The sequence below is a fragment of the Rhodococcus sp. 14-2483-1-2 genome (genome assembly GCF_002259405.1).
Taxonomy (GTDB): domain Bacteria; phylum Actinomycetota; class Actinomycetes; order Mycobacteriales; family Mycobacteriaceae; genus Rhodococcoides.
Window position 1 is genome coordinate 1 of sequence record NZ_NPFW01000001.1, and the last position, 14,001, is coordinate 14,001.

Here is a 14,001-nt window from a genome sequence, read left to right on the forward strand (position 1 = left end):
AGCCACACCCGCGGCCAGATCGTCACCGCCCTACGACTGCTCGAACGCAAACAAGTCACCCTCCCACCCAAGAAACACGGAAACATCCCCCTATGAGCGGCGAAGCGAATCATGACGCAGTGAGCGCAGAAGCGAATCATGACGAAGCGAACGACGAAGCGGTCTCCGCAACCCCCGCTGCCGTTCGTGTGGTGAAGGGCAATCCGAGCGACGAGGAACTCGCCGCGCTGGTGGCTGTTCTGACCGCTGCGCAGGGCGGATCGGAGTCGGCGGGCGATTCTCGTCCTCGCGAGCTCTGGGGTTCGCCGGAGTTGCTGCATCGCCGATTCGCACCTCAATCGGCGTATTCGTATGCCGCATCGGGCCGTCACCCACGGTGACGGTGCAGTCCTCCGACGCTGCGCCGGGGCCTGTTCGTCTGGTCCTGGCGTCGGCGTCGCCTGCGCGCCTGTCGGTACTGCGTGGTGCCGGGGTGGAGCCGATCGTCCGAGTGTCGGGTGTCGACGAGGATGCGTTGACTGCAGAGCTCGGACCGTCGGCGTCTCCGGAAACGGTGGTCACGGAATTGGCTCGAGCCAAGGCTGCCGCAGTGGCCGAGACGTTCACGGATTCGACCGAGGATCTGGTGATCGTCGGCTGCGATTCGATGCTGGCCATCGGCGGGGAGCTGCACGGAAAGCCGCATTCAGTCGAGGTGGCGCGCGAGAGATGGCAGTCCATGGCGGGGAACAGCGGCGAATTGCTGACCGGCCACGCTGTGCTCCGAGTGACCGACGGAGTGGTCGTGGCGCAGGCTGCAGCGCACAGTTCGACAGTCGTGCATTTCGCGACGCCGTCTTCGGTCGACCTCGAGGCCTACCTCGACTCCGGTGAACCGTTGTCGGTGGCGGGGGCGTTCACGCTGGACGGGCTCGGCGGCTGGTTCGTCGACCGCATCGAGGGCGATCCGTCGTCGGTGATCGGGATAGGCCTACCGCTGGTGCGCACCCTGCTCACTCGTGTGGGTACGTCCCTGGCCGCGCTGTGGGACAGAAGCCCGTCCTGACCCTTGCGGCTCCGCCGGCCGCAGGGCCGCCGGAGCCGATTCCTGCTCTCAGGGCAGCAGGTCGATCAGTTCGCGAGCCCACTCCTCGGCCATGGTCTTCGGCCTGATGTTCGACGAGCTGTCGTGCCGAGCATGAGTACCGACCTGCTTGCCGCCGAGCTCGGTGAGCTTCTCTGCGATGATCTCGCCGCCGCGGTTGAAGGTGTCCTCGTAGACCCGGTCGCCGAGACCGAACACCGCGAACTGCAGTCCGGCCAGGTCCGGCGCGTCCTCGACGAGTGCTTCGAAGAAAGGTTCTGCACCGGTGGGGAGCTCTCCGTCTCCGTAGGTGGAGCAGATGACCACGTGGAAGTCGTCGGTGTCGATATCGGACACCTCGTACTCGAGCATGTCGCGTACCTCGGCGTCATGATCGCTGAGGACGTCCGCAATCTTGTCGGCGACCTCCTCGGCCGTACCGGTCTCGGACCCGAACAACACGACCACTGCCATGGATCGCTCCCCTTTCTCACACCTGCCCGAACACTCGAACAGTCGGAAAGCATAGCCTCACCGGCGATCCGGTCGAAAATCCGTCCTCGCCCGCAGTTGTGACTTGTCTCGAGGTCACCAGAATTCCGGCGTCAGGCCCCATCGATCGAACTCCGCCTCGACCAGCCCTCTCAGGTGTTCCTTGCTGGGAAAGCTGTCCGGATCGAGCCCGGTGACGCACAGGGTTGCGCGTTCGCCCGATTCGTTCCACCAGGCACTGACGCCACCGCCGGTGCGGCGCAGCAAGGCCACATCGGTGTTCTGCGTGATCGACCTCATCGCCACCGCGGTGGCGTCGACACCACCGATGGTGCGCAGTGCGACACCTCTGGCACCGAGATTCGAGCACAGGCACAGCGGTGCCGAGCCCGACGCGGCGAGTTTGGCCACGATCGCGTCGGGCAGCAACTGCATCAGCGGTTTGAGGAGCTCGAACGTCGTCGTGACCGTGCGATCGGCCTGGGTTCTGAATGCCTGCTTGCTCGACGCTCGAATTGCTCCGAGATCGTCGAGATACGCCGCTCCCGGGTCGACGTGGATCGAGACCCCGGACGTCGCGTTGGCCCGCCGATCTCCCGCGGTCCTGGTGCTGACCGGGAGGGCGACGCGTACCCGGTCCTCCACTCCGACTCGGCCGCTCCCGGTCAGGATCCCGAGCACCACCGCGACCAGGAGGCTGTTGGAACTGCCGCCTTTGTTCGCCGCGGCAGCAGACCACTCGGCGGACAGGCAATCGACGACGACGGTGCTCGGCCTCCATGCCCCTTCCGCAGGCGCGACGATCACACGCGGACGGTCAGGGCCTGCACCCGTGCCGTCCGGTGTTCCCTCGCTCGGCTCGGCGGACGCCGTGGTCCGTGCCCGTATCGCCTCCACCGCAGTGCGGCCGAGCACTCGGGCCGCACCCGAGAGCGCCGCACCGACGCGGCCGAGACCATCGGACAGATCGGCGCGGGTGATCGCCGCCGCGGACTCGGAACCGTGATCGAGCCCGACGCGTGCGAAATCGTCGGGGACTGCGTGTCCGGCCAGCGCGGCCGCGGCCGCGGAGGTGAGGGCACCGCCGTCGCCGACGACGTGAGAGCCGACCAGCGACACGACCGTCCCGCCTTCTGCCACCGAGGTGGCCGACAACCGCCACGCCGGTCCCCCGATCGGGTCCAGCGTCACCGCGGCCTCGTCCTCGATCCACCTGTCGACCGCCGCGCGGGCGATCGGTGATCCGATGACCACGGGATCGGCGGGTCGACGCGCTGCTGTCCAACTGTCACGGGCTCCGGGCACCCGGGCCCGCCGAACCGATCGATCGATGGGGCCTGCGGCGAGCAATTGCCACATGGATCGGAGCGCGTCCGGTGCGACGGCGCGGTCGAACCGCCAGACGATCTGGTTCACCACGGGTACCCCGAGAACGCATTCCATGCGGAGGAACAGGTCGTCGTCGTACGTCAGTCTTTCCACTACGCGAGACTATCGCTGCACGAGTGCGGACGCAGGTGGGCCGCAAATGTGTTTCCCGCCATATGTTTTCCGAACCGGACTGGAACGGGCAGGACTGATAGGTTGAGGACGTTTTCCACGCCGACGCGACTGCGAGTAACCCTATGAAGTTCGTGATGCCATTCAACGGCAGTCGCGGTGACGTGACGCCGGGTATCGCACTCGGCGTCGAACTCGCGGATCGCGGACACGACGTGGTGTTCGGCGCACCGCCCAACCTGCTGGACTTCGCTCGCGCGAAAACAGCTGAGTCCGAACGCGTCAGCGTGGTCTCGTTCGGGCCCGACACCCAGCGCCTGTTGGAGTCGGAGTTGATCAGAGTGCGCATCAAGTCGCGTAACCCGCGGACCAGGATGGCGGCACTCGCGGAACTGGCCAATCACGGCTGGGATCAGATGTCCGCCGAACTCGAGCAGATGGCCCAGGATTGCCACGGAATCGTCACCGGTTCACTGGGGCAGGAGATGGCGTTCAACATGGCGGAGTCTGCCGGCAATGCCTTTGTGGCACTGCACTATTGCCCGCTTCGACGCAACGACGTCGTGCCCGTGACCCCGGGGGCCACGTTGCCGGGATACGTCAACCGATCGATGTGGGCGCTGGCGGAATCGATGCGCTGGAAGTCCATGAAGGCTCGCGAGAACGCGCAGAGAGTGTCCCTGGGCCTGGCACCGACCCGCAGTTCGCTGCCCGTTCGATCCGAACGCTACGGCGGAGTGGAGATTCAGGCCTACGAGTCGGCACTGTTCCCCGGGCTCGCCGAACAGTGGGGCCCGCAGAGGCCGTTCGTCGGATTCCTGGGGCTGAGCGGCGCTCGCGTCGACGTCGATCCAGCACTGGAGACATGGCTGCAGGCAGGGTCCGCGCCGGTGTACTTCGGATTCGGCAGTATGCCCGTTCCCGATCCGACGGCACTGTTGCGCATGATCGAGAACGTGACCGGACGGCTGGGCGTGCGCGCTCTCGTCTGTGCCGGCTGGAGTGACCTGGTCGGTGCCGATTCTGGTGCTGCCCAGTCGAACTCGAACATCATGATCGTCGAGTCGGTCGATCACACGAGCATTCTCCCGCGATGCCTGGCTGCGGTCCACCACGGTGGCGCGGGTACGACGGCTGCAACGGCGCGGGCCGGACTGCCGACACTCGTCTGCTGGTTCAGCGCCGATCAGCCGTTCTGGGGAGCCGCGCTGCGCCGGATCGGAGCCGGAACCAGCACGAAGTTCTCGACGCTGACCGAATCCGTTCTGCAGCAAGGCATTGCCGATATCACTACCGACCGTGCCAGGCAGGCGGCACGCCGACTCGCAGACGCCGTTGCCCCGACCGCAACAGCGGTGGCCGCAGCTGCCGACATCACCGAGGCGGCTGCGCGGAACCGCTGAGGCACTCACCAGAAGCGCGCGGTCAGTTCCCAACGATCCAGGGCCTCCGCCAGGTGGTCACGCAGCGCCTGGTCATCGACGAATCGATCGGGATCCATGGCGTGGACGGTCACGGTGACGCTCGCGTCCGTCTCGCATACCCACGCAGTCAGGCCACCGTCCAACGATCGCGCGAACGCGGCGTCGGCACCCGCGAAGGTCGCTCTGCCCGACACGGCCCGAGCTCGAATGCCGGCCACCGTGGTGAAGACCTCGGGCAGAACACCCAGGTTCGACGCCAGCCCTTCCGCGCCGTCACGCGGTTGCGGAACACGCGCGACCACGGCGTCGGGCAGCATCTGCACGAGAGCCTGCGAGATGCCTGCGGGTGGTAGACCGGCAGCCTGCCTCGCGGCGAAGGCGGTGAACGCCGCCTTGCTGGCTGCCCGGATCGTCGACAGATCGCGGTCGGCCGCGTCGGTGATGGGGACCTCGATCTTGACGATCTTGGTGGCGTTGGATCGAGTGTCGTCGACGGTGCGATCGCTGACCGGCAACGACCACTGCACCGAGTCTCCGATCGAGGCTCGCCCGGCCTGCAACGAGGCAGCCGTGAGGACCGCGATGAACAGGGAATTCGACGTGCCACCCCATCGCTGGGCGGCGGCCTTCCAGGCACCTGCATCCACCTCCGCCACCGCGTGAGGCGATACCCAGGCGGCGTCCACCGCCCCGGCCGTCGGCTGCGAACGAGTCGGCCGCGAGCGCGGGACAGCTGCGTCCGGACCGGATCGGGCGGGAATCGGGAGCGCGGACGCAGCGGTGTTCACCAACCAGCCTGCAACGGACCGCACCTGGTCCGCGGCGTCTCGCAGGTCCGAGGCGATGGCCGCGATGCCGCCCGTGCTCGGAACCGGCCGAGATTGTTCGGACGGAGAATTCGCAGCAACGAACGCGGCGATCAGAGCGCCGCCGTCGGCGACCATGTGCGAAGCGACCAACGACAGCACCGTCCCACCGTTCGTCAACGGTGCCGCCGACAGCCGCCAACCGAGACCGGTCTCGGGATCGATGTCTCGATCGATGCGACCGTCGGCCCAGGCCGACACTTCGGTGGATTCGATGAAGTCTGGGTGAAAATCCAGTGAATGGGAGACGTTCGATGCCACCCATCGATCGCGGGCAGTAGGCACCGTCGACGCGACCACTCGGCGCGCGAGCAGACCGTCGGACAGGTTGTCCCGTAGTTTTTCCAGGTCCACTCGCTGGACGGATTCGTCGAACCACCACAGGAACTGGTTGTAGACGGGATATCCGATGCCGTGATGCATTCGCAAGAATAGGTGATCGGCAAATCCAATTCGAGTCACGCGCCGAACCTACTACATCGAGGAAACAGGGGCGGTGGTGTCAATTCGCCACCATCAATGCATTCACATTCGGCAATACATGTACGGAAAAGGGGTCGGATGCACAGAAAAGGGTCCCGATTGTGTCCCGCACCATGTTCGGGCCGTTCAGTGGCGTGGGTCGTGTGTGGACCTCCGACACCGATCGCACCACACTCCGACTGTGATCTGTCATCACTATGACCAGCAAAATCAGTGATCCGATCGTAGGATACGACAATCGGACACACCGCCGACTGCTGATCGGAGCCCGGTGGGTCAAGACGTTCGGCAGTGAGAAGAATTACTTTTACGCGTCGCGAAATAATTTCACTTACGCCCTATCGTGTGTGCTGAACTCACTTCGGGTCGACGGCAATGACGTTGTTCTTTCAATGCGGAAAGCAGCAATCCAACAGCAAGCAGATAAACGACCGGTCCGCTGCACGAACACCGCTGACAGGTTTACACGATCGACTCGACCGTAATCGAACGTGCGAATACGAACCGACGCCGCACACCGCTGACCGAGCCCGGAACGGAAGAGGACTCCCATGGAATACACCGAACTCGCCGACTACCCCCTCCCCGCCGGTCGCCTGACCGAGTGGGTCCCCCGCGTCGACGACGACCGTTGGGCACCGGACCCCCGTGGGCTGTCGTTCACACACCAGGACCATTGCGAGCGCAGCGCACCGGGCTCGTGGATCGGCACGGTGTTCGAGATTCATCGCCGCTACGACGTCGAGGCGGTGCGCGCAACCATCACCGCATACATGGGCCGTCACGAGGCATTTCGCACAAAGGTTCGGCGCGACGAGGAATCCGGTTCCTGGCTGCGCTACACCGCACCGACAGATGCGGTGCAGGTGATCGACCGGGCGCACACCGAACCCCGGACCGAGACTCAGGTCTTCAGCCATCTGCACTCCTGGTTCGGCGAAACCGTGTCCCCGACGGCATGGCCGCACTTCGTCCTCGCCACCATCGAACCGGACGATGCCTCACGCGCTCTCTCGAACGGTCCAGGAGAGTCGTTCCTGCTCGCGTTCGCCGCCGACCATTCGGTGATGGACGCTTACAGCCAGATCTATGCCATCAACGAGATCGACCGGCTCTACGCACACGCTCTCGAAGGCATCGACCCGGAGTTGCCCGAAGTAGGCAGCTACGTCGACTTCAGCCAGTCCGAGAGGACTCTCGGCGAGACGCTGACCGGTGACCACAGCGCCGTACGGACGTGGCAGGACTTCCTGGCCGTAGAGGACGGACGCTTTCCCGCGTTTCCGCTTCCGGTGTCGGTCGACCGTGCGCTCACCGGCACCGAACCGGCCGCGCAGAGCAGCATCTCGTCCTGGCTGCTGACCTCCGATCAATCGGACGCCTTCAACGCCGCATGCCGCGCAGGCGGGTACAACATGCAGGCCGGAATACTCGCTGCTCTGGCGCTGACGAACGTCCGCCTGTCCGGCCGCACGACGTTGCGCACCGTGATGCCGATGCACACCAGGGACGAACAGAAGTGGGCCGCGGCGGTCGGCTGGTACGTCGGAATTCTGCCGATGGAGATTCAGCTCGACAACGCTCGCACGTTCGGGGAGGCGCTCGAGGCTGCGGCGACTGCAGGCGCAGCCAACAAGGGGTTGGCTCGGATGCCGTACTCCAAGATCGCCCAGATCCTCGAGTCGACGGAAATTCCCCGATTCGTGGTGTCGTACATCGATCTTCGGTTCCTCCCGGACGCCGAGCAGTGGCAGGACCGTAAGGGTAGGGCTCTGCGGAGCAACTGCCACGCCGACGACGAGGTCTACTTCTGGGTCAACCGGACGCTGCAAGGGCTCAACATCTCCGCACGATTCCCCAGCTCGGACGTCGCATCCACCAACGTCCACCGTTTCATCACCGAGTTCGTCGCGGTGTTGACGGCAGTGATCGACTCCGACCGCAGTACCGATACGGTGCTCACGTCGGCCGCTCGGTCGGTGACAGTCGCCGCAGAGTGAGCGATGGAATCGGCCCGCGGCCCGTATCGAGGAGGATGAAGCGACGATGATCATCACCGCCATGGGTAGATGGAATCCCGCTCCCGGCCGGCTGTTGGAGTGGCACCCCACTTCGGCGGCCCGGGCGAGTGCCGAAGCGGCACCTGTCGATTCGACTCCGGCCTCGTTCCTCCAGGAGGACCATCTCAAGGCTGCGTGGGCGGCCCGCGAACGCGGCGACCTTCATACCGCGTACACCGGGGTGGCAACCGAACTCGACGGTGACGTGGACACCGATGCAATGAGCCGCGCACTGGCCGCCTACGTATTGCGCCACGAGGGTCTTCGATGCTGGTTCGAGGTCGAGGGAAACGACGTCGTTCGGCGTCTCGCCCCACCCGAGGTCGCAGCATTCGAGGTGACCGACGCCGGAGAAACCACGGACGACGACGAATTCCAACGCTACGTACGTGGGCGCTTCTCGTCCGAGGCGACCGCGGACGCCTGGCCCGGATTCGTCGTCGGTGTCGTGGCCAGGCCCGGCAGCTTCACCTTGTACTACGGCGCAGATCACGCATTCACCGACGGCGGCTCGCAGGCGTTGGTCATCAGCGAGTTGGCCGATCTGTACGCACTCGAGACCGGCGCGGACGTACCGGCTCCCGCAGAGGCAGGTAGCCATCTGACCTACGCCGCCGACGAGCGGGCTCGGGCCGCGACGTTCACGGCCGATTCTCCCGAAATCGCGGCCTGGCGAGACATTTTCACCCGACACGACGGCCGCATGCCTCGGTTCCCACTCGACCTCGGACTCGCGCCCGGCGAGAAAGCTCCGGTTCGCATCGTCGAACGCCACCTGTTGAGCAAGGAACCGACTGCTGCATTCGACGCCGCATGCAAGGCCGCCGGGGCCCGGATGAGCAGCGGCATCTTCGCCGCCGTCGGGATCACCGACTTCGAATTGGCCGGAACCACCGACTACTTCGGGATCACCGTGCTCAGTACCCGGCACCACGGTGACTACGGACAATCCCAGGGGTGGTTCGTCAATTTCGCTCCGGTCGCGTTCGAGGTGGCAGGAAACGACAGGTTCTCCGACGTCGCGGCCGCAGCCCACCGAGGATTCGAGCAGGCCAAGCAGATCGCGGAGGCCCCGGTGCACGCCGTACTGGGCGCTCTGGCCGCCGACGGCACTCTCGGTAGCGAGTTGGCAGTGAGTCCGAACATGCTCTCGTACATCGACTTTCGCTGGTTCCCCGGCGTCGGGCGAGATGCGGACACACGCGCCGAACATTTCACCGGCGAGGGTTCGACTTCGAACGCGTCGATGTGGATCAACCGAGACGGTGAACACCTGTATCTGGTGGCCCAGACCCCCGACACCGACGTTGCCGCCGCAGCGGTGAAGCGGTACCACGATCATCTGGCACACGTCCTGGAAACCATTGCCCGCGACGGTGATTACAGCCTGACGCCCGGCGATCTCGTTCAGGAGGCGGCCGGTGCGGGTCACCTCGATCACTGAGTACACCCCACGCGCGGGTGCAGTCGTCGAGTTCACCGCCGTCGTCACCGGGAATCCACAGCCGTCACCGGTTCCGCCGTCGTTCAACCAGCAGTTCCACCTCGGTGATCTGGACGAGGCCGAGCGCGTCTGGATAGCCGGAGCCTTCGAAGTGCAGGGCAACCTCGATACCCGAGCACTCGGGTGGGCCTTCGAGCACCTGATCGACCGCCACGACACTCTGCGCAGTTCCTTCGTTCGCGGGGTGGACGGAGTAGCGAGAACGCTCTACGAACCGGGTGCAGTCGAGATGAGGCAATCCACTCGAACCGCCTTCTCGTCGGCGTCGACGCTCCGGGATCACCTCCGAAGCACGCTCGAACTACATTGCGATGCACGACGATTCCCGTCGTACACCTGCCTCGGAATCGATCGGCCGGATACCTCGACGATCCTGTGCGCTTTCGACCACTCCAACGTCGACGCCATGTCGATCGCAGTGGTTGTCGACGAGATCCACACCCTGTACGACGCCTACCGCCGCTGCCCGCCGAACCCGGCGACGGACCTGCCTCCGGTCGGTGGGTTCGTCGAATACTGCCGCGTCGAAGCTACCCGGCCGCTCGTCGATGCCACGGACGAGCGCATGGTGCGGTGGTCGAACTTTCTCACCGAGTGCGGGGGCACCACACCGCGTTTCCCACTCGACCTCGGCGTCGCCGAAGGTGAAACCGCGCCTCAGGCAACGACTGTCACCCGCTTGCTCGACGCGCAGCACACCCTCGACTTCGAGCAGCTCTGCGCCCGTTCCGGAGCCGGAATGTTCGCCGGTGTCGTCGCTGCGATCGCACAGGCCTGCGCCGGCATCGGCGGACCGAGCCGCGTGCCGTTCCTGTTCCCGTTGCACACCCGCCATCAGCAGCAATTCTCGCGTGCACTGGGCTGGTTCACCACCAACGCTCCCATGACCGTGGAGGTCGAACGCGACCTCGCCGACACGATCACCGCGGCCCACACCGCGTTTCGCGCGGCACTACCGTTGAGCAGCGTTCCGATCCCCCAGGTACTGAACAACCTCGGTGACGCGTTCACCCTGTCGCGTCGAGACGTGTTCATGGTGTCCTACATCGACTACACCAAGATCGGTGGCCACGAACGCTTCGACCGAACCGATGCACACCACATCAGCAATGCCACGGTGTCCGACGATGCACAGTTCTGGGTCTCCCGCACCGCATCGGGCCTGGCAATGCGGTCACGATTCCCCGACACTGCAACGGCACACTCGGTGATGGATGCGTTCACCGCGGAACTCGTCGCTCTCATGCGGACCTCGGCAGCGAAAGCCGAGAACGCTGCACTGACGCTCTGAGACCCCACTGAAGTCATTCCGCAGGCTCCACTCCCGCCGTAGAAGTCATTCCGCAGGCTCCACTCCCGCCCCGCGACAGAGGTTCCGCATAGGATCGACAGTGCAGACCGTTCACCCCCGGGCGGGCCGCCAGCCGAATATCTTCCGTAGGAGCCGATACGTGCCTGTACCAACCGATTCCAACGCAACGTTCGCCGACTACGCGCATCCGGATCGTCTCGTATCGACCGAATGGCTGTCCGCTCATCTCGGTACCCCCGGCCTTCGCGTCGTCGAGTCCGATGAGGACGTGTTGCTCTACGACGTCGGCCACATTCCCGGCGCGGTCAAGATCGATTGGCATCTCGACCTCAACGATCCGGTCACCCGCGACTACATCGACGGCGAGCAGTTCTCGAAGCTGATGAGCCGCAAAGGCATCTCCAGAGAAGACACCATCGTCGTGTACGGCGACAAGAGCAACTGGTGGGCCGCGTACGCACTGTGGGTCTTCACTCTGTTCGGACATCAGGACGTCCGTCTCCTCGACGGCGGTCGCGACGCCTGGCTGTCGGAGAACCGCGACACCACCCTCGACGTGCCCGAGTTCCCCGCAACCGACTACCCGGTGATCGAACGCGACGACGCGCCCATCCGCGCGTTCGCCTCCGACGTCCTCGGCTCGCTCGGAACGGTGCCGTTGATCGACGTTCGCTCCCCCGCCGAGTACACCGGCGAGCGCACCCACATGCCGGACTACCCGGAGGAAGGTGCATTGCGCGGAGGTCATATCCCCACCGCCGTGAGCATTCCGTGGGCCAAGGCAGCCGCACCGGACGGACGCTTCCGTTCTCGGACCGAGCTGGACGAGATCTACTCCGACACCTCCGCCACCGACGACGTGATCGCGTACTGCCGCATCGGCGAGCGTTCGAGCCACACCTGGTTCGTGTTGACCCATCTGCTCGGGTACCAGTCGGTTCGCAACTACGACGGCTCGTGGACCGAATGGGGCAACGCCGTTCGCGTTCCGATCGCCAAGGGCGAGGAGCCCGGATCGGCTCCGGCCGCTCGATGAGCGCCCTGCCGGAATCCCTGGCCGAGATCGTCGAAGACTTCGCCGCGGTGGAGGGTCAGGACAAGCTGCAGCTACTGCTGGAGTTCAGTCGCGAACTGCCTCCACTGCCGGACCACCTTGCGCAGGACGCGATGGAACCGGTGCCGGAGTGCCAGTCTCCCCTGTTCCTGTCGGTGGATGCAGGCGATCCGGCGCGGGTCCGGCTGTACTTCAGCGCCCCGCCGGAAGCTCCGACCACGCGGGGATTCGCCTCGATCCTGGCGCAGGGTCTCGACGGTCTCGGCGCTCAGGAGATCCTCGACGTACCGGACGACTTCTACTCGGCTCTCGGGCTGAGCGACGCGGTCAGTCCGTTGCGACTGCGCGGAATGTCGGCGATGTTGGCGCGGATCAAGCGTCACCTGCGTTGACGGGCGACGGCTCCGGTAGCGCGCCGTCGTCTTGATCGATACAACGGGTCGTCGTTAGACTCCGCGGCAGGGCCGCAAGGGCCCTGTCCCCCGATGCGTACGACGAAGGTTGGTTGCTGCCGATATGGAGTTCACGGAGTTGGCGGACTACGCGGTTCCCGCGGGCACGCTCACCGAGTGGATACCCAGCGTCGGCCCGCAGGCCCGCACTCCCGAGGCCGCAGGGTGGCATCCCGACGCCAGGCCGACGTCCTACGTCCACGAGGCGCACCTTCGTACGAGCCTGAGCAGTCCTCGTCGCGGTCGTGAATCATGGCTCGGCGCGGCCTTCGAGATCGCAGGCCCCCTGAACAAGCCGGCGTTTCGCCAGGCAGTTCTGAACTGGATCGACCGGCACGAGGCGATGCGTTCGAGCGCGTCGATCGACGAGGTGACGGGCGAGATGACGCGGGTGACGGCCGCGCAGGGTGCCATCGACATCTGGCAGGTCGAGCAGGAACGGTGCGCGCAATCGAGCGAGGTGTTCGAGCATCTGCAGTATCTGTTCGACGAGTTCACCTCACCGCTGATCTGGCCCGCCTACGCATTCGTGACTCTCGAACCGGTGGACGAGACGCGTCCGGTCACCGTGTTCTTCGCAGCGGATCACTCGATCATCGACGGTCTGTCCACGGTTCTGGTCGCCCACGAGATCGCTGCGCTGTACGGAGAAGAACTCGGTGGCGCTCCTGCCGGTCTGTTCGAGGCCGGCAGCTACCTCGACTTCGGGTCCTCCGAGCGCGAGAGGAACGCAGAGCTGGAACACTCGCACGACGCAGTGAGGATATGGCGAGATTTCCTCGTCGACGGCGAGGGTGAGCTACCGGCCTTTCCACTCGACATCGGCGATCCGAGCCCGGACGATCTGCCGCAGGGCGGATTGTCCGCGTGGGTGCTCGATCCCGATCAGGCCGACTCGTTCTCGGTCGCGTGCCGCAAGACCGGACACAGCCTGTTCGCCGGGTTGCTCGCAGTGCTCGCCCTCACCGGCTCCGAACTGGGCGGCGGCACTCGTTTTCGCACGGTGACTCCGGTCCACACTCGCGACGAGCCCCAGTGGGCCTCCGCACTGGGCTGGTTCGTCGGACTGTGTCCTATCTCTTTCGACATCGCCGGTGCGGATTCGTTCGGCTCGGTGGTCGCGGCGGCCTCGGCCGAGGTGAAGAAGACCAAACCGATCGCCCGCGTTCCTCTCGATCGTGTGTTCACCACTCTCGGCTATTCGGCCCGCCCGCGTTTCGTCGTCTCGTTCATGGATGTGCGGTTCGCGCCTGCCGCCGAACACTGGCCGGACTGGAACGCCCGAGCGTTGCGCAGTAAGCAGTACCAGCACGACGTGTACATCTGGATCAACCGAACTCCGCAGGGAATCAACATCGCGGCTCGCTATCCCAACACCGAGCAGGCGACCGCGCGGGTTCACGAGTACATAGGTGCCTTCCGGAAGCTGTTGACCGATGTGGCGAACACCGGCACCGCCCGAATCCCTCGTGCGGACGACGACCGATCCGAAATCGGACATACCGACACCGGACAGATCGCTACCAATCAGTAGCTCACTGCGGCTCGCCGCCGATCCGCTGCAGCTGTGCGGACCGATTGCAGCGATGACAGCGCCGGTGCTTAGACTCCGACGTGACGTTCGTAACGAAGCACGCGAGAAATACATCTGTAGGAGGCTCAGTGCCCAGCCATGCCAGTGCTCAGATCACCAAGGTTCTTGTCGCCAATCGTGGTGAGATCGCGGTGCGGGTGATCCGGGCGGCCGCCGATGCCGGGTTGGCCAGTGTCGCTGTGTATGCCGAGCCCGAT

At 65.2% G+C, this 14,001-nt stretch carries 13 protein-coding genes; 10 read left to right on the forward strand and 3 right to left on the reverse strand.

What is annotated here, in order from left to right:
* Positions 1–119: 119 nt before the first annotated feature.
* Together CH295_RS00005 and CH295_RS00010 are read left to right on the forward strand one after the other, a co-directional pair.
* Positions 120–380 (forward strand): acyl-CoA carboxylase epsilon subunit, encoded by a 261-nt coding sequence (locus tag CH295_RS00005; RefSeq protein ID WP_230596157.1) that lies wholly within the window; start codon positions 120–122, stop codon positions 378–380.
* A 2-nt stretch (positions 381–382) separates the two neighbouring features.
* Positions 383–1,045, forward strand: coding sequence for a Maf family protein (locus CH295_RS00010; protein WP_230596158.1), 663 nt, complete (start codon positions 383–385; stop codon positions 1,043–1,045).
* A gap of 48 nt (positions 1,046–1,093) precedes the next feature.
* Here the strand turns inward: CH295_RS00010 and CH295_RS00015 are convergent, their stop codons facing one another.
* Both CH295_RS00015 and CH295_RS00020 read right to left on the reverse strand, forming a co-directional pair.
* Positions 1,094–1,537 (reverse strand): flavodoxin domain-containing protein, encoded by a 444-nt coding sequence (locus CH295_RS00015; RefSeq protein ID WP_032397647.1) that lies wholly within the window; start codon positions 1,535–1,537, stop codon positions 1,094–1,096.
* A gap of 114 nt (positions 1,538–1,651) precedes the next feature.
* A complete protein-coding gene (locus CH295_RS00020) occupies positions 1,652–3,037 on the reverse strand; it encodes a hypothetical protein (protein ID WP_094739421.1) in 1,386 nt (461 codons plus the stop codon).
* 155 nt (positions 3,038–3,192) lie between these two features.
* On the opposite strand from CH295_RS00020, the gene CH295_RS00025 reads away from it, so the two are divergent.
* On the forward strand, positions 3,193–4,458 hold the full coding sequence (locus CH295_RS00025; protein ID WP_141216916.1) for a glycosyltransferase: 1,266 nt from the start codon (positions 3,193–3,195) through the stop codon (positions 4,456–4,458).
* 5 nt (positions 4,459–4,463) lie between these two features.
* Here the strand turns inward: CH295_RS00025 and CH295_RS00030 are convergent, their stop codons facing one another.
* A complete protein-coding gene (locus CH295_RS00030; protein ID WP_141216917.1) occupies positions 4,464–5,807 on the reverse strand; it encodes a hypothetical protein in 1,344 nt (447 codons plus the stop codon).
* A 572-nt stretch (positions 5,808–6,379) separates the two neighbouring features.
* On the opposite strand from CH295_RS00030, the gene CH295_RS00035 reads away from it, so the two are divergent.
* The 7 genes from CH295_RS00035 to CH295_RS00065 form a co-directional block, all read left to right on the forward strand.
* Complete coding sequence (locus tag CH295_RS00035; protein ID WP_094739424.1) at positions 6,380–7,828, forward strand: condensation domain-containing protein; 1,449 nt, start codon at positions 6,380–6,382, stop codon at positions 7,826–7,828.
* A 46-nt stretch (positions 7,829–7,874) separates the two neighbouring features.
* Positions 7,875–9,332 carry a condensation domain-containing protein gene (locus CH295_RS00040; RefSeq protein WP_094739425.1) on the forward strand — a complete coding sequence of 486 codons (1,458 nt, stop codon included), beginning with the start codon at positions 7,875–7,877 and terminating at the stop codon, positions 9,330–9,332.
* Positions 9,310–10,683: a condensation domain-containing protein gene (locus CH295_RS00045; RefSeq protein WP_170945689.1), complete on the forward strand. Its 1,374-nt coding sequence runs from the start codon at positions 9,310–9,312 to the stop codon at positions 10,681–10,683. The genes CH295_RS00040 and CH295_RS00045 overlap by 23 nt, the downstream gene beginning before the upstream one ends.
* A 160-nt stretch (positions 10,684–10,843) precedes the next feature.
* Positions 10,844–11,740 carry a sulfurtransferase gene (locus tag CH295_RS00050; RefSeq protein ID WP_094739427.1) on the forward strand — a complete coding sequence of 299 codons (897 nt, stop codon included), beginning with the start codon at positions 10,844–10,846 and terminating at the stop codon, positions 11,738–11,740.
* Positions 11,737–12,150: a SufE family protein gene (locus CH295_RS00055; protein WP_037188062.1), complete on the forward strand. Its 414-nt coding sequence runs from the start codon at positions 11,737–11,739 to the stop codon at positions 12,148–12,150. Before CH295_RS00050 ends, CH295_RS00055 begins: the two co-directional genes overlap by 4 nt.
* A gap of 124 nt (positions 12,151–12,274) precedes the next feature.
* The gene (locus CH295_RS00060; RefSeq protein ID WP_094739428.1) at positions 12,275–13,744 is read left to right on the forward strand and encodes a condensation domain-containing protein; all 1,470 of its coding nucleotides are present in this window, start codon (positions 12,275–12,277) and stop codon (positions 13,742–13,744) included.
* Between the two features lie 128 nt (positions 13,745–13,872).
* Positions 13,873–14,001: biotin carboxylase N-terminal domain-containing protein (locus tag CH295_RS00065; RefSeq protein ID WP_141216918.1), on the forward strand; the 129-nt coding region annotated here is incomplete at its 3' end.